This window comes from Serratia sp. BIGb0163, assembly GCF_024809935.1.
Classification (GTDB): domain Bacteria; phylum Pseudomonadota; class Gammaproteobacteria; order Enterobacterales; family Enterobacteriaceae; genus Serratia; species Serratia quinivorans.
Genome location: NZ_JANUDZ010000001.1, coordinates 1,576,169 through 1,598,924, shown reverse-complemented (window position 1 = coordinate 1,598,924; position 22,756 = coordinate 1,576,169). Strand labels below are relative to the sequence as shown.

20 protein-coding genes, 1 pseudogene and 1 other annotated feature are annotated in these 22,756 nt (G+C 54.8%); of the genes and pseudogenes, 9 read left to right on the top strand and 12 right to left on the bottom strand.

All coding sequences use genetic code 11. From position 1 onward, the window contains the following. Window positions 1-189: 189 nt before the first annotated feature. Together yciA and M2406_RS07600 are read right to left on the bottom strand one after the other, a co-directional pair. Window positions 190-618: an acyl-CoA thioester hydrolase YciA gene (yciA, locus tag M2406_RS07605; RefSeq protein ID WP_012145405.1), complete on the bottom strand. Its 429-nt coding sequence runs from the start codon at window positions 616-618 to the stop codon at window positions 190-192. 75 nt (window positions 619-693) lie between these two features. After that, the gene (locus M2406_RS07600; protein ID WP_012145404.1) at window positions 694-1,233 is read right to left on the bottom strand and encodes a septation protein A; all 540 of its coding nucleotides are present in this window, start codon (window positions 1,231-1,233) and stop codon (window positions 694-696) included. 234 nt (window positions 1,234-1,467) lie between these two features. On the opposite strand from M2406_RS07600, the gene M2406_RS07595 reads away from it, so the two are divergent. Next, window positions 1,468-3,171, top strand: a complete 1,704-nt coding sequence (locus tag M2406_RS07595) for a SulP family inorganic anion transporter (protein ID WP_017893034.1) — start codon at window positions 1,468-1,470, stop codon at window positions 3,169-3,171. Between the two features lie 46 nt (window positions 3,172-3,217). Here M2406_RS07595 and M2406_RS07590 read toward each other — a convergent pair whose 3' ends face one another. Beyond that, entirely contained in the window at window positions 3,218-3,970 is a 753-nt protein-coding gene (locus M2406_RS07590; protein WP_012145402.1) for a YciC family protein, read from the bottom strand. 355 nt (window positions 3,971-4,325) lie between these two features. Here M2406_RS07590 and ompW point away from each other — a divergent pair, with 355 nt between their 5' ends. Further along, on the top strand, window positions 4,326-4,970 hold the full coding sequence (gene ompW, locus M2406_RS07585; RefSeq protein WP_017893033.1) for an outer membrane protein OmpW: 645 nt from the start codon (window positions 4,326-4,328) through the stop codon (window positions 4,968-4,970). Between the two features lie 47 nt (window positions 4,971-5,017). On the opposite strand, the gene M2406_RS07580 is transcribed toward ompW, so the two are convergent. From M2406_RS07580 to M2406_RS07555, 6 genes and pseudogenes are all read right to left on the bottom strand, one after another. Further along, entirely contained in the window at window positions 5,018-5,332 is a 315-nt protein-coding gene (locus M2406_RS07580) for a BON domain-containing protein (protein WP_012145400.1), read from the bottom strand. 220 nt (window positions 5,333-5,552) lie between these two features. Next, window positions 5,553-6,359 carry a tryptophan synthase subunit alpha gene (trpA, locus tag M2406_RS07575; RefSeq protein WP_112362448.1) on the bottom strand — a complete coding sequence of 269 codons (807 nt, stop codon included), beginning with the start codon at window positions 6,357-6,359 and terminating at the stop codon, window positions 5,553-5,555. Then, complete coding sequence (gene trpB / locus M2406_RS07570) at window positions 6,359-7,552, bottom strand: tryptophan synthase subunit beta (protein WP_172491194.1); 1,194 nt, start codon at window positions 7,550-7,552, stop codon at window positions 6,359-6,361. Before trpB ends, trpA begins: the two co-directional genes overlap by 1 nt. A 28-nt stretch (window positions 7,553-7,580) precedes the next feature. Continuing rightward, window positions 7,581-8,942 (bottom strand): bifunctional indole-3-glycerol-phosphate synthase TrpC/phosphoribosylanthranilate isomerase TrpF, encoded by a 1,362-nt coding sequence (gene trpCF / locus M2406_RS07565; protein WP_012145397.1) that lies wholly within the window; start codon window positions 8,940-8,942, stop codon window positions 7,581-7,583. 3 nt (window positions 8,943-8,945) lie between these two features. Then, window positions 8,946-10,541 (bottom strand): annotated as a pseudogene (trpD, locus tag M2406_RS07560) (bifunctional anthranilate synthase glutamate amidotransferase component TrpG/anthranilate phosphoribosyltransferase TrpD). After that, window positions 10,541-12,103 (bottom strand): anthranilate synthase component 1, encoded by a 1,563-nt coding sequence (locus M2406_RS07555; protein WP_259189518.1) that lies wholly within the window; start codon window positions 12,101-12,103, stop codon window positions 10,541-10,543. The pseudogene trpD and the gene M2406_RS07555 overlap by 1 nt, the downstream one beginning before the upstream one ends. Before the next feature lie 25 nt (window positions 12,104-12,128). After that, window positions 12,129-12,232 (bottom strand) — a sequence feature (Trp leader region). Between the two features lie 243 nt (window positions 12,233-12,475). On the opposite strand from M2406_RS07555, the gene M2406_RS07550 reads away from it, so the two are divergent. The 5 genes from M2406_RS07550 (at window position 12,476) to rluB (ending at window position 16,516) form a co-directional block, all read left to right on the top strand. Beyond that, window positions 12,476-13,363: an RNase RNM gene (locus M2406_RS07550; RefSeq protein WP_112362446.1), complete on the top strand. Its 888-nt coding sequence runs from the start codon at window positions 12,476-12,478 to the stop codon at window positions 13,361-13,363. A gap of 48 nt (window positions 13,364-13,411) precedes the next feature. After that, on the top strand, window positions 13,412-14,032 hold the full coding sequence (locus M2406_RS07545; RefSeq protein WP_012145392.1) for an L-threonylcarbamoyladenylate synthase: 621 nt from the start codon (window positions 13,412-13,414) through the stop codon (window positions 14,030-14,032). 115 nt (window positions 14,033-14,147) lie between these two features. Continuing rightward, a complete protein-coding gene (locus M2406_RS07540; RefSeq protein WP_012145391.1) occupies window positions 14,148-14,507 on the top strand; it encodes a Rap1a/Tai family immunity protein in 360 nt (119 codons plus the stop codon). Between the two features lie 149 nt (window positions 14,508-14,656). Further along, window positions 14,657-15,454, top strand: coding sequence for an alpha/beta fold hydrolase (locus tag M2406_RS07535; protein WP_115184546.1), 798 nt, complete (start codon window positions 14,657-14,659; stop codon window positions 15,452-15,454). A 150-nt stretch (window positions 15,455-15,604) separates the two neighbouring features. Beyond that, window positions 15,605-16,516, top strand: coding sequence for a 23S rRNA pseudouridine(2605) synthase RluB (gene rluB, locus M2406_RS07530; protein ID WP_112362444.1), 912 nt, complete (start codon window positions 15,605-15,607; stop codon window positions 16,514-16,516). 44 nt (window positions 16,517-16,560) lie between these two features. Here the strand turns inward: rluB and cobO are convergent, their stop codons facing one another. Then, window positions 16,561-17,151: a cob(I)yrinic acid a,c-diamide adenosyltransferase gene (gene cobO / locus M2406_RS07525; RefSeq protein WP_012145388.1), complete on the bottom strand. Its 591-nt coding sequence runs from the start codon at window positions 17,149-17,151 to the stop codon at window positions 16,561-16,563. A 13-nt stretch (window positions 17,152-17,164) separates the two neighbouring features. Then, a complete protein-coding gene (locus tag M2406_RS07520; protein WP_115184547.1) occupies window positions 17,165-17,926 on the bottom strand; it encodes a YciK family oxidoreductase in 762 nt (253 codons plus the stop codon). A 360-nt stretch (window positions 17,927-18,286) separates the two neighbouring features. Here M2406_RS07520 and sohB point away from each other — a divergent pair, with 360 nt between their 5' ends. Further along, complete coding sequence (gene sohB, locus M2406_RS07515; RefSeq protein WP_012145386.1) at window positions 18,287-19,333, top strand: protease SohB; 1,047 nt, start codon at window positions 18,287-18,289, stop codon at window positions 19,331-19,333. A 45-nt stretch (window positions 19,334-19,378) separates the two neighbouring features. On the opposite strand, the gene M2406_RS07510 is transcribed toward sohB, so the two are convergent. Beyond that, window positions 19,379-19,630, bottom strand: a complete 252-nt coding sequence (locus tag M2406_RS07510; protein ID WP_012145385.1) for a YciN family protein — start codon at window positions 19,628-19,630, stop codon at window positions 19,379-19,381. Window positions 19,631-20,056: 426 nt separating this feature from the next. Between M2406_RS07510 and topA the strand changes: the two genes are divergently transcribed. Further along, complete coding sequence (topA, locus tag M2406_RS07505; RefSeq protein ID WP_012145384.1) at window positions 20,057-22,654, top strand: type I DNA topoisomerase; 2,598 nt, start codon at window positions 20,057-20,059, stop codon at window positions 22,652-22,654. The last annotated feature ends 102 nt before the right edge of the window (window positions 22,655-22,756 follow it).

Below are 22,756 nucleotides of genomic sequence, written 5' to 3'. Positions count from 1 at the left end.
GAATACCCATAGGCGCCCCAGGTCGTGAGGGTACCCGGTTGATTATACACAAGCAAAATCAAGATTCAGGCCTTTAACGTTCAAAAGGCGTTATCGAAACTGGGTATTGCGACACCGGGTAATCAGCATCAATAAAAAAACCCGATGGGTCACATCGGGCTTTTTGAAAAAGAATCCTGGCGCTAAGGCTTATTCTTCGAATCCGACGCGGAAGTTCATCTTGCCATCGGGCAGGGCGCGTGAATTGCCTTCATCGTCTACGGCAACATAGGTAAACACCGCTTCGGTGGCGCGATAGCGCTGGCCGATAGGGGCGGAAGACACTTTCTTGACCCACACTTCGATATTGATGGTGATCGAGCTGCGTCCGGTACGGATACAGTGCGCGTAGCAACATACCACGTCACCTACCGCGACCGGCTTCAGGAAGGTCATGCCATCCACACGCACGGTGACTACGCGGCCTTCGGCAATTTCTTTGGCCTGAATAGCGCCGCCGATATCCATCTGCGACATCAGCCAGCCGCCAAAAATATCGCCGTTGGCGTTGGTATCTGCCGGCATCGCCAGCGTTCGCAGCACCATTTCGCCACTGGGTAAAGGTCGTTGTTGAGTCATAGCTGTCTGCTTATCAAAGAAGGGATTTCACTATACTGCCCGTAGCAAAGGCCACGGGCATTAACAATTTTGTAACTATTTTTTCTGTTCTTCCGGCATGTGCCGATAAATATAAACGCCGCTGAGCAGAGTAAAGACCAGCGTCAACGCGGTCAGGCCGAACACTTTAAAGTTAACCCAAACGCTCTGAGGCAGCCAGAAGGCGACGTAGATGTTTGCCAGGCCGCAGACCAGGAAGAACACCGCCCAGGCCAGGTTGAGGCTGTTCCAGACCTTATCCGGCAGCGTCAGCTCTTTGCCCAGCATGCGTTGCACTAACGGTTTTTTGAGCACCAGTTGGCTGATCAGCAACGCCAGCGCGAACAGGGTGTAGATGATCGTCACTTTCCACTTGATAAACAAATCGTTATGGAACACCAGCGTCAAAGTGCCGAACACCAGCACCATCAGGAAGGTGATCAGCGTCATCTTCTCGATTTTGCGGTATTTGAACCAGGTGAACACCAGCGCCAGGGCGGTAGCAACAATCAATGCGCCAGAGGCCACATAGATATCGTAGAGCTTATAAAAAGCGAAAAAGACAATTAACGGGAGGAAATCAAGAAACTGCTTCATAAATCAATCCATCATCTGTTTATCGGCCGACTATACCGGATTTGGCGGGCTCTGTGTACCGCTGGCAACTGCTGATTATCGGCGTTTGGCCGCCGGATTTCCGCCATGAAAGCAGGAATTTGCATAAACTTACGATTGAGGTCGCGAGTTCGCGGCGGGCAGATTGCCAGCACGGCATTGGCATCGCATGATACGCGCAATAATAGCCGGATAATTTATAACGGAAAACAGTTTATGCAGTGGAAATCTCTCCAGGCGCTTACGCCCGGTTTGACGCATTTATTAGGGTATCAACGCAGCTGGCTCAAACCGGACATCCGCGCCGGGCTTTCCGTCGCCGCCGTGGCCTTGCCGGTAGCGATTGCCTACGCCGAATTGGCCGGAGTCAGCCCGATAGTGGGGTTATATTCCTGTATTTTACCCATGGTGGCCTACGCGTTTTTCGGCTCCTCACGCCAACTGATTGTGGGGCCGGATGCGGCGACCTGTGCAGTGATTGCCGCCGTTGTGACCCCGTTGGCGGCGGGTAATATGGAACGCCACTGGCAATTGACCATTATGATGACGGCGATGATGGGTGCCTGGTGTCTGTTGGCCAGCCGCTTCAAACTGGGCGCACTGGCCGATTTACTCTCACGGCCGATACTCAGCGGGTTGCTGAACGGCGTGGCGATTACCATCATGGTCGATCAGATTGGCAAGGTGTTCGGATTTGGTGTGCACCCGGCGCAGCTGATCGAACGTATTTACGCGTTGCCAGGCAACCTGATGCACAGTGATTGGCTGACCATGGCGGTCTCGTTACTGGCTTTGGTTACGCTGATCGGGTTTAAAAAATGGCGTCCCAACTGGCCGGCACCATTATTTGCCATTGTTCTGGTCACGTTTATTACCTGGGCATGCAAGCTGCAGCAGCATGGCGTGGTAACGGTCGGCGGCTTTAGTGATGTCTTGCCGATAGTGCAGTGGCCGGATTTTCAACCGGGTTTGCTACGTGACATGGTGATCCCGGCGCTCAACCTGGCCGTCGTGAGCTTTGTCAGCATGATGCTGACCGCCCGAAGCTTCGCGGCGAAAAACGGTTACGAGGTGAACGCCGACGCTGAATTCCGTGCGCTCGGGCTGGTGAATATCGTCTCGGCGCTGTCGCAGGGGTTCGCCATCAGCGGGGCGGATTCACGCACCGCGGTCAATGATGCCAACGGCGGCAAGAGCCAACTGGTGTCGATCATTGCGGCGGCGGTGATTGCCTTCGTGCTGTTGTTCCTGATGGCGCCGCTACAGTTTATTCCGGTCGCGGGGTTGGGCGTGGTGTTGATGTACGCCGCCTGGTCGCTGCTGGATATTCGTGGCATCTGGATCATGCGGCGACGCAATGCCCAGGCCTTCCGGCTGGCGATGTTTACCTTCCTTAGCGTATTGCTGGTCGGGGTGATCAGCGGCATTGGCCTGGCGGTTTTACTGGGCCTGATGCAGTTTCTGCGCACGGTGTTCCGCCCGACTGAGCAGCTGTTGGGCGTCAACGAAGAAGGGATGATCCACTCGATGGGCAACAATAACGGCATTAAAGCGGTACCCGGTGTGATGATGTATCGCTTCAACTCGCCGCTGACCTATTTCAACGTGGCGTATTTCAAACGTCGGATCCTGAACCTGGTGGACAGCACACCGTTCCAGCCGCGTTGGGTGGTGGTGGACGCCGTTGCCAGCTTTACCCATGCCGATATCAGCGTACTGGCTGCCATCGACGAATTGAAACGTGATTTGTTACAGCGTAACGTGAAGCTGGTGCTGGCAGGGCGCCGAACCGAGCTGACGCGCTGGTTCCGTATTAATCGGATGGGGCGCGACCGGGAATTGATCCTGGTACCGGATTTGTACCTGGCGCTAAAGTTGATCCAAAGTAAGGAACAGGCGGAACCGACGGTGGCTCAATAAACAAAAAGGCACGCCGAAGCGTGCCTTTTGGATTTCTACCGCAAGATTAGCTGCGCAGCAGCATATACAGACGGAACAGGTAAATCAGCAACAGGGCCGAAACCAGGTTGCTCAGGGCGGTCAGCACCACGCTGGCGACGTTCGGGGTCAACACCGAAAGGTGGCTCACCATAAACAGCACCAGCAGCTTGGCTGCCAGCCACAACATCATCGCCGGAACAATCACCCGCGCATTGGCGAACGCCAACTTGCAGCTCAGCTTAATCGAGGCGAAAACGCCTTTCTTGTCGGTAGCCGTAATCACCGGCGCCAGCGAGAAGGCGATCGCCATGATCACGCCCGGCACCACAAACAGCGTCAGGCCCAGCTGGATCAACAGCGTGCAGATAAACAGCAGCAGCAGCAAACGCGGCAGTTCCGGCGCGGAAGCACCGATAGCGCGCAGTGCGCTGATACGCTGCCCCTGAGAAACCAGACGAATCAATGTCAGCATCCCGCCAACCAGCAACACGTTGCCCACTAAGGCGGAAAAAGTGGCGGCGGCTGAAACCTTCAATAACACCATCTGTTGCTCAGGCGTCATTTGTTGAATGATTTCCTGGATCCCCATACCGGCGGATGCAGCAAAGTCACCTTCCGTTGCGCTCAGGATCTTCAACTGCTCGACGTCAGGGCTGAAAGCCTGATTGAGCAGCACAGAAATGAACGCGGTCAACAGCGCCAGCATCAGAATACTGGTCAGTTGGTTACGGAAAAAATTAAAACTGTCACGGTACAACGTGTTGGCCGTGATAGGCATGCAGACTCCTTGGCATCGAGAAACAGAGATAAATCAAAATCAGTGGGCGATTGTACCCTGTTCCAGGCCGCTGTGGCACCCCGCGAAGTGCACTGTGACGATTTCTTCTGCAATCAGCCTCATCGACATTCCCCGTCGTCTTTCAAGCCGCGCCCGGGCAACTGAACATGTAGATAATTTGCAACAAAAGGCGTTTTTTGATTCAGATCAATCCTTGATTTATTAGCCTCTTAGGTAACCTTGTTTTTAGTAGGAATTAAAACTTTTACACATAAGATGTGATCTCGATGGGATCATAAATACCCGTAAGTAGGTATATTCCCCCTGGATGATAACCACACAAATGGAATGGATAATGAAAAAGACAACTCTGGTGGTATTGGCGGCGATGATGGCCCCTATGTTGGCAAGTGCGCATCAGGCAGGCGATTTTCTGTTCCGCGCAGGCGCTGCTACTGTGCGGCCAAATGCCGGATCGGACGACGTGCTGGGGCAAGGCTCATTCAGTGCCGACAATAATACCCAGCTTGGTCTGACCTTTGGCTATATGGTAACGGACAATATTGGCGTCGAACTGCTGGCCGCAACGCCGTTTCGCCACAAGGTAGGGCTGAATGGTGGCGCAGTGAACGGCAACATCGCGACGGTACACGATTTGCCCCCGACCCTGATGGCGCAATACTATTTTGGCGACAAACAGGACAAACTGCGTCCGTACCTGGGGCTGGGCGTTAACTACACCACCTTCTTCGATGAGAAATTCAACGACAACGGTAAAAGTGCCGGGCTGAGCAACCTGAGTTTGAAAGACTCCTGGGGCGTAGCCGCGCAGGCGGGTCTGGATTACAACCTGGATGAACACTGGATGCTGAACATGTCAGTGTGGTGGATGAACATCGAAACCAAAGCTCGCTTTGACGATGCGGACGGTAACCATCACAGCATTGATACGCGTTTGGATCCGTGGGTGTTTATGTTCGGGGCAGGGTATCGCTTCTGACAGGGGTGAAACAGGGAGGCGCATGCAGCGCCTCCGTTTTACTTTTACTACTTGATGTTCATGACGTTCTCAACGGATTTCACACCCGCTACGCCACGAGTCACCTGTACCGCACGGTTGGCATCGGCGCTTGAGCTGACAAAGCCGCTCAGTTGCACACGACCTTTAAAGGTCTCGACGCTGATTTCGGTAGATTTGATGGTTTTATCCGCCAACAGCGCTGACTTCACCTTGGTCGTCACTACCGTATCGTCAATATAACCGCCAGTCCCTTCAGATTTCGCTGTTGGCGCGCAGGCACTCACTGCGAATGCCACAACGGCTGCCATGCATAAGACCGAAAGGGTTTTAAATAGCTTCATAAATTACTCTCCATGCAATGTTATTGTTGAAACTACATTTGGGTATTCACCTGAAAACATAGCGCATTCCCCCAAATAAAGAAATGCCCAACGCGCAAGGTTAATTGTGAGACAAGAATTGGGTTTGTTCAAATCCAGGCTGTAAAAAAAATAGCACAACTTTGAAGAGAAACAATATGTTAACAACGGGCACAGATCCTCTGCGCCCGTTGCTGGCCAATTATGCCCGGGTTGCGGCTTTCATTTCACTAACGAAGGTCGCCAGTCGCGCCAGCATTTCGGCCGGTTGCGTATGGTTTTGCTCGATAATCTTGACGATCGCCGAGCCGGATATCGCCCCGGCAGCCCCGGCCTGCAGCGCATCACGCACCTGGGCCGGCTCAGAGATACCAAAGCCTTGCAGCGGTGGCGCAGCATGGTATTCACGCAGTTTGTTCACCAGATGATGCAGTGGCAACTGGGCGCGGCTTTCGGTTCCGGTTACGCCTGCACGTGACAGCAGGTAGGTGTAGCCCCGGCCATGTGAGGAGATTTCACGCAGCAAATCGTCGTCTGCATTGGGCGGGCAGATAAAGATCGGCGCGATACCATGGCGGATAGCGGCGGCACGGAAAGGCGCGGACTCTTCATACGGCACGTCGGCGATCAGCACCGAGTCTACGCCCACTTCGGCGCAGCGTTGATAAAACGCATCGATGCCTTTATGGAACACCAGGTTAGCGTACATCAGCAGGCCGATCGGCATGCTGGGGTGTTTCTGGCGGATAGCGGCCAGCATTTCGAAGCACTGAGTCGGCGTGACGCCAGAGGCGAAAGCGCGCAGCGCCGCACTTTGGATGGTCGGGCCGTCAGCCAGCGGATCGGAGAACGGAATGCCCAACTCCAGCGCGTCAGCACCGGCTTCAACCAGGGTATCGATGATTTGCAATGACAATGCCGGGTTAGGATCGCCGAGGGTCACGAACGGGACGAAGGCGCCTTCCTTGTTGCTTGCCAGGCGGTCGAACAGTTGCTGGTAACGTTCCATCAGATTTCTCCCCGAGCTTTCAGAATGTCGTGAACGGTAAATATGTCTTTGTCGCCGCGGCCGGACAGGTTAACCACCAGGATCTGTTCCTTTTGCGGTGTTTCACGGATCATTTTCAGCGCATGCGCCAGGGCGTGGGAAGACTCTAGCGCCGGGATAATCCCTTCGCTACGCGACAGCGCTTTGAATGCGTCCAGCGCTTCGTCATCGGTAATCGACACATATTCGGCGCGACCGATGCTGTTCAGATAGGCGTGCTGCGGCCCGACGGAAGGGAAGTCCAGCCCGGCGGAAATAGAGTAGGACTCTTCAATCTGGCCTTCGGAAGTCTGCATCATCGGCGCTTTCATGCCGAAATAGATGCCAACGTGACCGTGTTTCAACGGCGCGCCGTGCTGGCCGGTTTCGATACCCAGACCGGCAGGCTCAACGCCGATCAGCCCTACGCTGGTATCATCGATAAAGTCAGCAAACATGCCGATGGCGTTGGAGCCGCCACCCACACAGGCCAGTACCGCATCCGGCAGGCGGCCTTCGCGTTCCAGCATCTGCGCTTTGGTTTCTTCACCGATCATGCGTTGGAATTCACGCACGATAGTAGGGTACGGGTGTGGGCCGGCAGCGGTACCCAACATATAGTGGGCGGTTTCGTAGCTGCCGGACCAGTCACGCAGCGCTTCGTTACAGGCGTCTTTCAGCGTAGAAGAACCGCTATGTACCGGGATCACTTCCGCACCCATCAGGCGCATGCGGAATACGTTAGGCGACTGGCGTTCAATATCTTTGGCACCCATATAGATGCGGCATTTCAGACCGAGCAAGGCACAGGCTAGGGCCGAGGCAACGCCATGCTGACCGGCACCGGTTTCGGCGATGATTTCGGTTTTACCCATGCGTTTGGCCAACAATGCCTGACCCAACACCTGGTTGGTTTTATGCGCGCCGCCGTGCAGCAAGTCTTCACGCTTCAGGTACAGCTTGGTTTTGGTACCGGCCGTGAGGTTTCTGCACAGCGTCAGCGCCGTTGGGCGACCGGCGTAGTTTTTCAGCAGGTCAATAAATTCAGCCTGAAACTCTGGGTCGCGCTGAGCGCTGACAAAGGCTTCTTCCAGTTGTTTTAGGGCCGGCATCAGAATCTGCGGCACATATTGGCCACCAAATTCGCCGAAGTAGGGGTTAAGCAGCGTCATTATAGTTCCCGTTATTATCCGTTAATGATCTTCAGTAAGCGCGCAGGGTCTGGAACACCGCCGCGAGGCGGGCAGGATCCTTAATGCCGGGCTGGCTCTCAACGCCGGAGTTAAAGTCCAGACCGGCACAGCCAAGTTTGGCCGCGTCAACACAGTTATCCGCGCCCAGGCCACCGGCCAGCATCACGTTCTCCAGGTTTTCGCCGTGCAGTACCGACCAGTCGAAACGCTGCCCGGTACCACCCGCGCCGTTATCCAGTAGATAACGGTCAACGTGCAGCAAATCGCGCTTTGGCAAATGGTCTTTTACGCTCAGCGCTTTCCAAATTTGGCAGTCGGCCGGCAGTTTGGCACGCAAGGCGGTGATATAGGCTTGATCTTCAGCGCCGTGCAGTTGCACCGCTTTCAGGCCCAGGCGCTCGACGGTCTGTACTACCGTCTCTACCTGCGCGTCACAGAACACGCCGACGTATTTTAGCGGTGCACCGGCAATCACTTCGCGGGCACGATTGATATCAACATAGCGCGGCGAGCGCCCGACAAAAATCAAACCCCCGTAGACGGCACCGGCCTGATAAGCCGCGGCAGCATCCTGTGGACGGGTCAGCCCGCAGACTTTATTGTCGCCCAGTATCACCCGGCGAACGGCTGCGCGCAGGTCAGTTTCCGACATTAATGCGCTGCCAATCAGGAAACCGTTGGCAAAGTGGCTCAATTCGCGGATCTGGCCGTAATTGTTGATGCCGGACTCGCTGATCACCGTCACGCCGTGTGGCACGCGTGGCGCCAACTGACGGGTGCGATCCAGATCGATACTCAGGTCGCGCAGGTCACGGTTATTGATGCCCACCACGCGCGCTTCCAGAGCAATGGCCCGTTGCAGCTCTTCTTCGCTGATCACTTCGGTCAGTACACCCATGTTCAGGCTATGGGCCACTGCGGCTAACTTGCGGTATTGCTCGTCGTCAACCACCGACAGCATCAGCAGGATGGCATCGGCCTGATAGAAACGCGCCAGATAGATCTGATACGGGTCGATAATGAAATCTTTGCACAGCACCGGCTGTGTCACCGTTTTGCTGACCAGCGGCAGAAAATCGAAGCTGCCCTGGAAGTATTTTTCGTCTGTCAGCACCGAAATTGCCGAGGCAAAATCTTTGTAGACCGAAGCTATTTCTACCGGATCGAAGTTTTCGCGGATCAACCCTTTGGAAGGGGATGCCTTTTTACATTCAAGAATAAACGCCGTTCTGGCTCCCTCTAACGCGTGGTAAAAACCGCGTTCGCTTGGGACGATTTCATTTTGAAAACTGGCCAGTGGCTGTTGTTGCTGTCGTGCCGCGACCCATTGCGCTTTGTCACGAACAATCTTGTTGAGCACGGTTTCCTGCATCATTTATCCTCTTGCTGCCAGTGCGGTGACACGCTCGTAAGCCTGCCCGCTGTGAATCATGTCCAGTGCCTGCTGCGCATTTTGGCGCAGGTCTTCATGCCCGAATAACTTCAGCAGCAGCGCCACATTAGCGGCTACCGCAGCGGCGTGCGCCGGGTCACCTTTACCTTGTAACAACCTTGCCAGAATGTCACGATTTTCTTCCGGCGAGCCGCCCAGCAGGGCTTCCAGCGGATAGCTTTGCAATCCGAAGGACTGCGGCGTCAACTGATAGCTTTCAATTTCACCGTTGTTCAGCTCGGCCACGTGGGTCGTTGCATGGATCGCCACTTCGTCCATACCGCCGCCGTGCACCACGGCCGCCCGTTGATAACCCAGTACGCGCAGGGTTTCGGCAATCGGCAACACCAGTTCCGGGCTGTAAACGCCAATCAGCGCCAGCGGTGGACGTGCCGGGTTGATCAACGGGCCGAGCACGTTGAACACCGTGCGAGTTTTCAACTGCTGGCGTACCGGCATCGCATGGCGGAAACCGGTGTGGTACTGCGGGGCAAACAGGAAGCATACGCCCAGTTCGTCCAGTGCCTTACGTGCTTCTTCTGCCGGCAAATCCAGGCGAATGCCAAATGCTGCCAGCAGATCCGATGAACCCGACCGGCTGGAAACGCTACGGTTGCCGTGTTTGGCCACTTTGGCGCCACACGCCGCCGCCACAAAGGCGCTGGCGGTGGAGATATTAATACTGTTGGTGCCGTCACCCCCGGTGCCGACGATATCGGCAAAAGGGTAATCCGGGCGCGGGAACGGCAGGGCATCGGCCAGCAGCGCTTTGGCTGCACCGGCGATCTCTTCCGGGTGTTCGCCGCGGATCTTCATGCTGATCAGTGCGGCGGCCAGTTGGCTTGGCTCCAGTTCACCGCGCACGATGGCGCTGAATAACTGCTGGCTTTCCTGCTGGTTCATCGACTCTGAACGGTACAGTTTTTCAAGAATAGTTTGCATCGTCGTTTCCCCTCGTTATTTCGCCAGCGCCCAGGCCAGAGTCTGCTCAAGCAAACGCGCGCCATGGGTGGTCAGGATCGATTCCGGATGGAACTGGAAACCGCATACGCGATGCTGGTCATTACGCACTGCCATCACCATCTCGTTAAAATGGGCGTTAACGGTGAGTTCGGTCGGGATATTGCTGCCAACCAGTGAGTGGTAGCGTGCTACCGGCAGCGGGTTCGCCATACCGGCAAACATGCCTTCGCCGTCATGACTGATGGCCGAGGCCTTGCCGTGCAAGATCTCACCGGCCTGGCCGACGTGGCCACCGTAGGCTTCGACAATCGCCTGATGTCCCAGGCAGATGCCGATAATCGGTAACTGGCCGCGCAGGCGCTGTAACAGCTCCGGCATGCAGCCGGCTTCGGACGGGGTACCCGGACCCGGTGACAGCATCAGCACCGGTTGTTCCATCTGCTGCAGGCGTTCGATAATCACGTCGGCAGAAATCTGGTTACGGTAAATCACTACCTGATGGCCGCTGGCGCGCAGCTGATCGACCAGGTTGTAGGTAAAGGAATCGACGTTATCGAGCAGTAAGATATCGGCCATCAGAACACCTCCTTGGCCTGGTGCGCGCTGGCAATGGCACGCAGCACGGCACGTGCCTTATTACGGGTCTCATCGGCTTCCGCCTGAGGAACAGAATCCAGCACCACACCGGCACCGGCTTGCACGGTAGCAATGCCGTCTTCAACATACGCGGAGCGGATGACAATACAGGTATCCAAATCGCCGGTGGCGGTGAAATAACCGACTGCACCGCCGTAGCTGCCGCGGCGGGTGCCTTCAGAGGCGGCGATTAACTGCATGGCACGCACTTTGGGGGCGCCGCTCAGGGTGCCCATGTTCATACAGGCCTGATAAGCGTGCAGCACGTCGAGGTCGGCGCGCAGGGTGCCGATCACCCGGGAAACCAGGTGCATCACGAACGAGTAGCGGTCCACTTTGGTCAGGTCGGCCACATAGCGGCTACCGGCCTGACAGATGCGCGCCAGATCGTTACGTGCCAGATCGACCAGCATCAGATGCTCGGCCAGTTCTTTATGATCGGTCCGCATTTCCAGCTCGATACGGCTGTCGAGATCCAGATCCAGCGAACCGTCGGCGCGACGGCCGCGAGGACGGGTACCGGCAATCGGGTAGATCTCTATCTGGCGGTTGCCGGCGTCGTATTTCAGCGCGCTTTCCGGCGAAGCACCGAACAGAGTGAACTCGTCATCCTGCATATAGAACATGTATGGGCTTGGGTTGTTGTCCTTCAGCGTCTGGTAAGCGGCCAACGGGGCCGGGCACGGCAGTGAGAAACGGCGCGACGGTACCACCTGGAAGATTTCGCCCTGACGGATGGCCTGTTGCAATTCGCTGACAACCGCACCGTATTCTTCATCGGTCTGGTTACAGTTCAGTTGCATGTTTTCCAGCTTCTGGTGCGGAATCGGCTGTGGGGTCTGTTTCAATTGCAGCTGCAACTGCTCCAGGCGCTGTTGCAAGCGCTGTTCTTCCGCCGTATCGGCCGTGAAAACGCTGGCCTGCAGACGGGCAACGCCGCGTTGATGATCCAGCACCAACAAAGTTTCCGCCAGATAGAAGCAGAAGTCCGGGCAGCGGTTTTCCTGACGCAGCGGCGGCAGGTCTTCGAACCCGGCGACCAGATCGTAGGCAAACAGTCCGCCGAGCATCACCGCTTCACGTTCGTCAGCCGGGGAGTCAACCAGTGTCAGCAGGGTGCGCAGTGCATCAAACACCGACAGCGAACGCAGGCGGGCATCTTCATCCTGAATCGCATCAATCACCGGAAAGGTCAGTTCACGTCCATTAGGACGCACCTGGTTCTGGACTTCTGCCGGCAGGGCCTCATCCAGTAGCGGCAGCATCGCCGCGCCGTTGGCGGTCAGCGCATGCAGCGTCACGGTGCGGCCCAGTGCGGTGATGCGCAGAGCGCTGTCAATGACCAACAGGCTCTGCAGGTTTTGCTTGCTGTTGATTTCAGCTGATTCCAACAGCAGGGTGGCCGGACGAGCGCCGCACAGCTGGTGGAAAATGGTGGTCGGATCGCCCCGGTAACTGGCCTCCGCCTTCAGTAATTTAAGTTGTGGTTTGATGTTCATCATTGGTGGTTCCAGTTAAAATTTGTCCATAAAAAAGCCCGCGTTACCAGCGGGCTTAGGGAATCTGCAGTGTCAGATGACAGGTATGCGTGATTACTCCGCCCGAAAAAGGGAGTGACGCCACCAACGAAGAAGAGAAGTTTGCTTATTCATTTCTATGCTCTCTTGTTTATCATCCAACCAGGGAACTGCCCTGAACTTGTGTACTAGTTAACTGGTTCGCAGGAATAAAGTCAACCCTCTTTTCGCACAATGTTTTAGCGCCAGGCGTGAATTATTTTCATCAAGGGGAAGGGGACGTGACCCAGAATAGATTTCCGTCCGGCGGGCGATCGCGGGTATGATAGAAACCCAAGCCATTGCCGGATATTCCTTTTGACAGACAGCAACCCCCAGCCCTCCGCCTTTACTCTCTACGACTTACACAGCCACACCACCGCCTCTGACGGTTATTTGACGCCGGCGCAGTTGGTGCAGCGAGCGGTTGAAATGCGGGTAGGCGTTTTGGCGATTACCGATCATGACACCACCTCCGGCCTGGCCGCAGCGGCCGCCAGCATTGCTGAATTGTCGCTGCCGTTGCAATTGGTTAATGGCGTAGAGATCTCCACGCTGTGGGAAAATCACGAGATTCATATCGTGGGTCTCGGGATAGAGACCGAGCACCCGGCGATGGTGCAACTGTTGGCCGAACAGACCGAACGCCGTAACCTGCGCGCGCAGGAAATAGGCGTTCGGCTGGCTAAAGCGCGTATCGACGGTGCTTTTGAAGGTGCGCAAAAGCTGGCGGACGGTGGTGCGGTGACCCGTGGCCACTTTGCCCGTTATCTGGTGCAGATCGGCATGGCCGATAATATGGCTCAGGTGTTCAAGAAATACCTGGCCAAAGGCAAAACCGGTTACGTTCCGCCCCAGTGGTGTACAATAGAACAAGCCATTGATGTGATTCATCAATCTGGTGGCCAGGCGGTGATAGCTCACCCAGGTCGTTATGACCTGACGGCCAAATGGCTGAAGCGGTTGTTGGCGCACTTTGCGGAACATGGCGGTGATGCCATGGAGGTTGCGCAGTGTCAGCAGGCGCCGCATGAGCGTTCGCAACTGGCAAAGTATGCGCAGGAATATCAATTACTGGCGTCGCAGGGTTCTGATTTCCATCAACCCTGTTCGTGGATCGAACTGGGTCGCAAACTGTGGTTACCCGGCGGTGTTGAACCCGTGTGGCGTGACTGGCCGCAGCCACAACTGGCCAAGGTCGATTGATTTAACGTGGGCGACGCCGCCCGCGTGCATCATTTTTAGGAGCAAGTCATGAGTCAGCTTTTTTATATTCATCCAGACAATCCGCAACCGCGACTGATCAACCAGGCGGTGGATGTGCTGCGTAAGGGCGGGGTGATCGTCTATCCCACCGATTCCGGTTACGCGCTGGGTTGCAAGCTGGAAGAGAAGTCGGCAATGGAACGTATCTGCCGCATCCGTCAATTGGACGGCAATCATAACTTCACGCTGATGTGTCGCGACCTGTCCGAGCTGTCGACTTACGCTTATGTCGACAATACCGCGTTCCGACTGATCAAGAACAACACACCCGGCAACTACACTTTCATTCTGAAAGCGACCAAGGAAGTGCCGCGTCGTTTGATGAATGACAAACGTAAAACCATAGGTTTGCGCGTGCCGTCGAACCCGATTGCGTTGGCGTTGCTGGAAGTCTTAAACGAGCCGATGATGTCGACCACGTTGATGCTGCCGGGCAATGATTTTGCCGAATCCGATCCGGAAGAGATCAGTGATCATCTGGGTAAGCAGGTGGATCTGGTGATCCACGGCGGTTTCCTGGGCCAGCAGCCAACCACAGTTATCGATCTGACCGAATCCGCGCCGGAAGTGGTGCGCGAGGGCGCGGGCGACCCAGCGCCTTTCCGCTAAGTTATTGCCGGAATTTTTGCTCATTTTCTGAAAAGTGGCTGAAACGACGTCATTTATCGTTAAAGCCGCTATTCTACAATCATCAAAAATTGATAATCAGGCAGGATGCGTAGCGATGATTAAGTGTGTTTCTCTTTTAGCGGCCATATTGTTTTCCTCTGCGGCCAGCGCGGGTTTTTATTCTGGCAGCGCCTTGCTGTCTGAGACCAGCGGTTATGTGAAAAATAAAGACGGGGCAGCCACCGTTGCCGAAGCGCTCGATGGCGGGTTGTTTATGGGCTATGTGGCTGGGGTATTCGATACCTTTTCGATGCAAGGCAACCGCAATATTTGCCCGGATGCCGGTATGAGCGTTGGTATGGCATCAGATGCAGTCATGCAGTATTTAAATGAACACCCGGAACAACTGCACTACTCAGCACCTTCGGTGATTATGCTGGCGTTAACCGCCGCTTACCCTTGCGAACGGCATTAAAACTGTTCGTTTAGTGCGTATTTTTTCATTAGGTGCGAAGCCGATTATTTAGCATCATTTCCAATCGATGAAATCGATAAACGCTGTCATTTTACCGCTAACGCACAACACCCCTAACCGATGGGGGAATATGACGTTCAGGAGATAAAATGACAGCGTTTCGCCATGGTACTCTTTCCCTCGATTATCAAGATTCCGGCTCAGGTCCGCTGACGCTGGTATTACTGCCCGGTTGGTGTGAGCCGAAAACCGTTTTTGCCCCTTTCACCGCTTTGGCGGAACAACAATACCGGGTGATTAGCCTCGACTGGCGCGGCCACGGCCTGTCAGCCCGCGATGCCGGGCTGTCGCTGAGCGCCGACGATTTGCTGGCGGATCTGCGCCAACTGTTACTGGCGTTGCAGGTGGAGCGATTTGTGACCCTGTCTGTCGCGCACGCCAGTTGGATTGCGGTGGCGCTGGCCGAAAGCCTGCCACAGCAGACGCAAGGCATGGTGTTTCTCGATTGGATAATGACACCACCCGAAGCGGAATTTTTCGATTCGGTACAACAAATGCAATGGCCAGAAAAATGGCTGGCGGCGCGCGATGCTTTGTTTAACTTCTGGCAAGGTGGCATTGAGCAACCGCAGGTTAAACATCATTTGACCGTTGAAATGGCACGGGAAGATTTTCGTGTCTGGCAGGCGGCCGGCGTGGCGATTGAACAAGCCTATCGGCAATACCGTTCGCCGCTTAACCGACTGCGTGAATTAAGCTCACCCCCGGCTTGTCGGCATATTTACTCTCTTGATCGTGACGCCGATTACCTGCGGCAACAACAGACATTTGCCGCTGAGCATCCGTTTTTCTCGGTTGTACGACTGGAACAGGCCCGTACTCATCTCGGTATTCTGGAACGGCCGGATGCGGTGTATCGGGAGGTCGTCAATTTCCTCGGTAATTAATCGACCGGGCAATAAAGTGGGTTTCAACCCCATTGAAAGCCTGTATAATGCGCGGTTCGATCTATGTAAACGTATTGTTACTGCTGCGGCGCCCGACGCCGCGGCAGTCATCCCCCCGACGCCTGTGAAGGCGACACTAGAGGTTGCTCAATGAGCGAGAAGTTACAGAAAGTTTTAGCGCGCGCCGGCCATGGCTCGCGTCGTGAAATCGAAACCATTATTGAAGCCGGCCGCGTCAGCGTCGACGGTAAAATCGCCAAATTGGGTGATCGCGTTGAAGTCACCGCTTCAATGAAAATCCGTTTGGATGGCCACGTTGTCTCAATTAAAGAATCCGAGGAAGAAGTTTGCCGTGTGCTGGCGTATTACAAGCCGGAAGGTGAACTCTGCACCCGTAGCGATCCTGAAGGCCGCCCGACGGTGTTTGATCGCCTGCCTAAGCTGCGTGGCTCACGCTGGGTGGCGGTAGGGCGTCTGGACGTCAATACCTCAGGCTTGCTGCTGTTCACCACCGACGGTGAATTGGCGAACCGCTTGATGCACCCGAGCCGTGAAGTTGAACGTGAATATGCGGTGCGTGTATTTGGTCAGATTGATGACGATAAAATCAAGCAACTGAGCAAGGGCGTTCAATTGGAAGACGGCCCGGCCGCTTTCCGCACCATCAGCTTCCAGGGTGGCGAAGGTATTAACCAGTGGTACAACGTAACCCTGACCGAAGGGCGTAACCGCGAGGTTCGTCGTCTTTGGGAAGCGGTTGGCGTTCAGGTTAGTCGCCTGATCCGCGTACGCTACGGCGATATCGATCTGCCGAAAGGCCTGCCGCGTGGCGGCTGGACTGAACTGGATTTGCCGGCGATTAACTATCTGCGTGAACTGGTTGAATTGAAGCCGGAAACCGTTAGCAAGATGCCGATTGAGCGCGAACGTCGCCGCGTGAAAGCCAATCAGATCCGCCGTGCCGTCAAGCGCCATACCCAGGTTGCCGGCAGCGGTCGCCGCAGCACTGCGGGCAGCAAGCCTGGCAGTAAGCCCGGCAACAAACCTAGCAAGCGCAGTTAATCATCACGCCGCAACCCTCTTCGGGCTGCGGCGTTTTCTTTCTGTTACCAGTCAATTCCCTGTTGTGCCTTGATACCCGCGTCGAACGCGTGTTTCACCGGCCGCATCTCCGTGACCGTATCCGCCAGTTCCAACAGATCGCGATGGCATCCCCGCCCGGTGATAATCACCGTTTGGTGCGCAGGGCGCTGTCGTAACGCCTCCAGCAGTTCCTCCAGCTCAAGATAGCCGTAGCTGACCATATAGGTCAGTTCGTCCAGCAGCACCAGATCCAGGCTGCTGTCGGCCAGCATGCGCTTGCCGTGTTGCCATACGGCCTGACAGGCTGCGGTATCGCTGGCTTTATCCTGGGTTTCCCAGGTAAAACCGGTAGCCATCACCTGAAATTCAACGCCATGTTGCTGCAACAGGTTTTTTTCCCCGTTCGGCCATTCACCCTTAATGAACTGTATAACGGCGGCTTTCATGCCGTGGCCGACGGCGCGGGTAACGGTGCCAAACGCCGCGGTGGTCTTGCCCTTGCCGTTACCGGTGAATACCAGCAGCAAACCCCGTGCGTCCTGAGCCGCAGCGATACGGGCATCGACCTGTTCTTTCAGGCGTTGCTGACGTTGTTGGTGGCGGTCTTCAGCCATGGTAAAGCCTCTTTTATTCGGCGGCGCCGGGTTTACGGTTTGGCTGTGCGTCGAAGCTCATGCCGGTTTTACGGCGGCTGTCGTCACCCATCAGATAGAGGTAAAGCGGCATAATATCAGCCGGAGTTTTCAGCTTGCTTTTGTCTTCATGCGGAAAAGCCGTTGCGCGCATTTGAGTGCGTGTTCCACCAGGATTGATGCAATTTACCCGAAGATTGCGACTTTTATATTCATCGGCCAACACCTGCATCATGCCTTCGGTGGCAAACTTGGACACTGCATAGGCACCCCAGTTAGCCCGCCCGCTACGGCCGACGCTGGAGCTGGTAAAGACCAGCGATCCGGCATTAGATTTCAATAGCAGCGGCAACAGCGCCTGGGTGAGCATAAAGGTCGCGTTGACATTAACCTGCATCACCTCGTTCCACATCTCCATCGACAGCTCGGCCATCGGGGCGATATCGCCGAGTAGCCCGGCATTATGCAGCACGCCGTCGAGGCGCGGGACATGAGTAGCCAATTCTTCGGCCACCTGTTGGCATTGTTCCTGAGTGGTATGCAGCAGATCCAGGGTGATGATGTAGGTTGGCGCACTGCTGAGCCTGGCGATTTCGGCTTGCACCGCCTGCAGTTTGCTTTCGGTACGGCCTAACAGCACCAGTTGTGCACCAAATTTTGCGTAAGTGAGTGCCGCTTCGCGACCGATACCATCACCGGCGCCGGTGACCAAAATAATACGTTTTTCCAGCAAATCTTGTTTAGGTTGGTAATGCACAATAATTCCTCGCGCCTTGGCGGCTGGTCTCCCGCTTGCATCGGGGAGAGGGGTGGGTTGAGAGGCCATGACAGGAGCTAAGGCTCGACCGCATGCAAGGCCCCGCAGCGAATTTGGATCATCATGTTGATGAATAATCCGTGTTATATGCCTTAAATGGATCGTATTTTCAATGATTAGGCAGCAGAATCGGCATTCTTTTGTAACAAAAACGGAACAGCAGCGGCTTGGTTAAGCCAAAATGCGCCCACATAGTAAAGAGGTAGCACAAGGAATTTTTATTTAGCCGCGACAGCCACTGCGTCGGTTGGCTAGAATGAATGAGATAGTACTAACAACCTGTTAATAAAGGCGGAATCTGTGGAGTTTATATCTGTTTACGGCCTGTTTTTGGCCAAAGTCGCGACGGTAGTGATTGCCATCGCCGCGCTGGCGTTGCTGGCGGTCAGCCTGGGGCAACGTAAGAACCGCCAGAAAGGGGAACTGCAGCTGACTGACCTCGGTGAACAATATCGCGACATGCAGCGTGATATGCGCCTGGCGCGCATGGGTGATGCGGAACAAAAGGCCTGGAACAAGCAGTTTAAAAAACAGACCAAGGCCGATGATAAACTGAAGAAACAACGCGCTAAAGCCGGTGCGGTTGAAGCCACCAAGCCTTGCCTGTACGTGCTGGATTTCAAAGGCAGCATGGATGCCCATGAGGTGACCTCACTGCGTGAAGAAATCTCGGCGGTGCTGGCGGTGGCGACGCCGCAAGACGAAGTGTTGCTGCGGTTGGAAAGCCCGGGTGGGGTGGTACACGGTTACGGTCTGGCGTCATCGCAACTGGCACGTTTACGCACCGGCGGTATTCGCCTGACGGTCGCGGTAGACAAGGTGGCGGCCAGCGGGGGCTATATGATGGCCTGCGTGGCAGATCGCATTGTTGCAGCCCCCTTTGCCATCATCGGTTCGATCGGCGTCGTGGCGCAAATCCCCAACTTCCACCGTCTGCTGAAAAAGAATGATATTGATGTAGAGCTGCACACCGCCGGCGAGTTCAAACGCACGCTGACGCTGTTTGGTGAAAATACCGAGCAGGGGCGTGAGAAATTCCGTGAAGATCTGAACGACACCCATGAGTTGTTTAAACAGTTTGTGCATCAGCAACGTCCATCGCTGGATATCGACAGCGTGGCGACCGGTGAACACTGGTTCGGCACTCAGGCGAAAGAGAAAGGGCTGATTGACGCTATTGGCACCAGTGACGATTTACTGATCGCTGAAATGGAGAATCACGAGGTGGTCGGGGTGCGCTATGCACGTCGCAAACGCATGATGGACCGTTTTACCGGCAGTGCGGCTGAAAGTGTCGATCGTCTGCTGTTACGCTGGTGGCAGCGTGGTGAAAAGCCACTGCTTTAAACCGCAGAATTAAACATCAAAGGGGCCAGGGCCCCTTTTTAATGCTTAGTCGACTAAATGATATTTATCAGAAAACACGTGGGCCAAGTGTTTAAACATATTAAATACTGCGGTAGTTTTTATTGTTGGCAATCCGTCCGGATCCAAAAAGAATTCGCCGCGGAAAACTAAAACGCTGCCTTTTTGTTCAACATCGGTGGCAACCATACCTTGCAGATAATCATCATGCTGACGAATTAGATTATTTGCTTCTTCCAGCAGGGCTTCACGGGCAATAGGTGAGGTTTCAGCGCGCATTTATTACACTCCAATGAAAAATTCTGCACATATTCTAACGCCAGTTCGCATTTATCCGCAAACAGACTAAGGTTTATTTGCCGTCTGGATGGCCAGCACTATCTGCCGATTGGCGAAATCTGCCTTTCCGTGCTAATTAGGTTGCGTGACGCTTTTTATCAGGTACAGTGTGGGATTTTGCGGCGTCGGGTGGAAGGTTTTGTTTACGCCATAAATGAGTTTCACACAGCCATACCTCTGGGGCATGGGTGAATAGCGGCCAGGATCAACAACTTGCGTTCAGGTTGAGCAGTTAAGCAGCCAATAGAAAAAAACATGTTGATCTCTTGCCAGACTGCCGCAATATAAAAAAGAGATACGAATCGCTGCGGCAAGGCGAGATAAAAGACTTCTTTTTAGAAGAAATAAAATTAGGTAAAGGTAAATATGGGTAAAGCTCTCGTAATAGTTGAGTCCCCGGCAAAAGCCAAAACTATTAATAAATATTTAGGTAATGACTACGTGGTGAAGTCCAGCGTCGGTCATATCCGTGATTTGCCGACCAGTGGCTCAGCCAGCAAAAAGAGCGCTGACTCAACCGAAGACAAAGCCAAGAAGAAAGTTAAAAAAGATCCAACGACGGCGCTGGTAAATCGTATGGGCGTCGATCCTTACCATGGCTGGAAAGCGCATTACGAAATCCTGCCGGGTAAAGAAAAAGTTGTTGCCGAGTTAAAGTCGTTAGCGGAAAACGCCGACCACATTTATCTCGCAACCGACCTTGACCGCGAAGGGGAAGCCATTGCCTGGCACCTGCGGGAAGTTATCGGTGGTGACGACAAACGCTTTAGCCGCGTGGTGTTTAACGAAATTACCAAGAACGCGATCCAAAACGCGTTCAAACAGCCCGGCGAACTGAATATCGACCGTGTCAACGCACAGCAGGCGCGTCGCTTTATGGACCGCGTGGTGGGTTACATGGTCTCGCCACTGCTATGGAAAAAAATTGCCCGTGGCTTGTCCGCTGGGCGAGTGCAATCCGTTGCGGTTCGACTGGTGGTGGAGCGTGAGCGCGACATCAAAGCCTTCGTGCCGGAAGAATACTGGGAGTTGCACGCCGATCTGTTGGCGAAGGGTGATACCGCGCTGCAGATGGAAGTGACTCATGCCCACGACAAACCCTTCAAACCGGTTAACCGTGAGCAGACTCACGCCGCACTCAACGTGCTGGAAAAAGCCCGTTATACGGTACTGGATCGCGAAGACAAGCCGACCAGCAGCAAGCCGGGCGCACCTTATATTACTTCTACGTTGCAGCAGGCGGCCAGTACCCGTCTGAGCTTTGGCGTGAAGAAAACCATGATGATGGCTCAGCGCCTGTATGAAGCCGGTCACATCACCTATATGCGTACCGACTCCACCAACCTGAGCCAGGATGCGCTCGAGATGGTGCGGGGCTACATCGGTGACAATTTCGGCGACAAGTACCTGCCGAAAGCGCCGAACCAGTACAGCAGCAAAGAAAACTCGCAGGAAGCACACGAAGCCATCCGTCCGTCGGATGTCAACGTGCTGGCCGAGCAGTTGAAAGATATGGAAGCGGATGCGCAAAAACTGTATCAGCTGATTTGGCGCCAGTTTGTGGCCTGTCAGATGACACCGGCGCAGTACGACTCCACCACGCTGTCGGTGAAGGCCGCTGATTACCAGCTGCGCGCCAAAGGCCGTACGCTGCGTTTCGATGGCTGGACCAAAGTAATGCCTGCTCTGCGTAAGGGTGATGAAGACCGCACCTTGCCGTATGTTGAAGTAGGCAGCGATCTGGAACTGCAGAAACTGATCCCAAGCCAGCACTTTACCAAACCGCCAGCGCGTTATAGCGAAGCGTCATTGGTAAAAGAGTTGGAAAAACGGGGTATTGGGCGTCCTTCAACCTACGCTTCGATCATTTCCACCATTCAGGATCGTGGTTATGTGCGAGTCGAAAGCCGCCGTTTCTACGCTGAGAAAATGGGTGAGATCGTTACCGACCGTTTGGAAGAAAACTTCCGCGAGCTGATGAACTATGACTTCACCGCACGTATGGAAAACGGTCTTGACCAGGTAGCCAACAACCAGGCCGAGTGGAAAGCGGTGCTGGATGAGTTCTTTGCCGAGTTCAGCGAACAGCTGGAAACTGCGGAGAAAGAGCCGGAAGAAGGCGGCATGCGCCCGAATCAGATGGTGATGACCAGTATCGATTGCCCAACCTGCGGTCGCAAGATGGGTATCCGTACTGCCAGCACCGGCGTTTTCCTGGGTTGCTCCGGCTATGCATTGCCGCCGAAGGAACGTTGTAAAACCACCATTAACCTGGTGCCGGAAACGGAAGTGCTCAACATTCTCGAAGGGGATGACGCGGAAACCAACGCGTTGCGTGCCCGCCGTCGCTGCCAGAAATGCGGCACGGCGATGGACAGCTACCTGATCGATAACCAGCGCAAGCTGCACGTGTGCGGTAACAACCCGGCGTGTGACGGCTATGAGATTGAAGAGGGTGAGTTCCGCCTGAAAGGGTACGACGGCCCTGTGGTTGAGTGCGATAAGTGTGGTTCTGAAATGCACCTGAAAATGGGGCGCTTCGGTAAGTACATGGGTTGCACCAACGAGAGCTGCAAAAATACCCGTAAGATCCTGCGTAATGGTGATGTTGCACCGCCGAAGGAAGATCCGGTTCCATTGCCGGAACTGCCATGCGAAAAGTCGGACGCTTACTTTGTTCTGCGTGACGGCGCTGCCGGTGTGTTCCTGGCGGCCAATACCTTCCCTAAATCGCGCGAAACCCGTGCGCCGTTGGTGGAAGAGTTGGCCCGCTTCAAGGACCGTCTGCCTGAAAAACTGCGCTATCTGGCGGATGCGCCGGTGGCCGATGCGGAAGGCAACAAAACGCTGGTGCGTTTCAGCCGCAAGACCAAGCAGCAGTACGTCTCCGCAGAGAAAGACGGCAAAGCCACTGGTTGGTCTGCTTTCTACATCGATGGCAAATGGGTTGAAGGCAAAAAATAAATTTGCAGCCTAAATGCAACATTAAAAACCAGCCCATGTGGCTGGTTTTTTATTGGCCAAAGAGGTCTAACGGATCTATCCTTGGCTGTTTTTTTCCTCCTG

Bases quoted from the DNA above. Each gene is read 5' to 3' on its own strand.
- yciA (WP_012145405.1), bottom strand. From the start codon at position 618: ATGACTCAACAACGACCTTTACCCAGTGGCGAAATGGTGCTGCGAACG.
- M2406_RS07600 (WP_012145404.1), bottom strand. From the start codon at position 1,233: ATGAAGCAGTTTCTTGATTTCCTCCCGTTAATTGTCTTTTTCGCTTTT.
- M2406_RS07595 (WP_017893034.1), top strand. From the start codon at position 1,468: ATGCAGTGGAAATCTCTCCAGGCGCTTACGCCCGGTTTGACGCATTTA.
- M2406_RS07590 (WP_012145402.1), bottom strand. From the start codon at position 3,970: ATGCCTATCACGGCCAACACGTTGTACCGTGACAGTTTTAATTTTTTC.
- ompW (WP_017893033.1), top strand. From the start codon at position 4,326: ATGAAAAAGACAACTCTGGTGGTATTGGCGGCGATGATGGCCCCTATG.
- M2406_RS07580 (WP_012145400.1), bottom strand. From the start codon at position 5,332: ATGAAGCTATTTAAAACCCTTTCGGTCTTATGCATGGCAGCCGTTGTG.
- trpA (WP_112362448.1), bottom strand. From the start codon at position 6,359: ATGGAACGTTACCAGCAACTGTTCGACCGCCTGGCAAGCAACAAGGAA.
- trpCF (WP_012145397.1), bottom strand. From the start codon at position 8,942: ATGCAGGAAACCGTGCTCAACAAGATTGTTCGTGACAAAGCGCAATGG.
- M2406_RS07555 (WP_259189518.1), bottom strand. From the start codon at position 12,103: ATGATGAACATCAAACCACAACTTAAATTACTGAAGGCGGAGGCCAGT.
- M2406_RS07545 (WP_012145392.1), top strand. From the start codon at position 13,412: ATGAGTCAGCTTTTTTATATTCATCCAGACAATCCGCAACCGCGACTG.
- M2406_RS07540 (WP_012145391.1), top strand. From the start codon at position 14,148: ATGATTAAGTGTGTTTCTCTTTTAGCGGCCATATTGTTTTCCTCTGCG.
- M2406_RS07535 (WP_115184546.1), top strand. From the start codon at position 14,657: ATGACAGCGTTTCGCCATGGTACTCTTTCCCTCGATTATCAAGATTCC.
- rluB (WP_112362444.1), top strand. From the start codon at position 15,605: ATGAGCGAGAAGTTACAGAAAGTTTTAGCGCGCGCCGGCCATGGCTCG.
- cobO (WP_012145388.1), bottom strand. From the start codon at position 17,151: ATGGCTGAAGACCGCCACCAACAACGTCAGCAACGCCTGAAAGAACAG.
- M2406_RS07510 (WP_012145385.1), bottom strand. From the start codon at position 19,630: ATGCGCGCTGAAACCTCACCTATTGCCCGTGAAGCCCTGCTGGAAGAA.
- topA (WP_012145384.1), top strand. From the start codon at position 20,057: ATGGGTAAAGCTCTCGTAATAGTTGAGTCCCCGGCAAAAGCCAAAACT.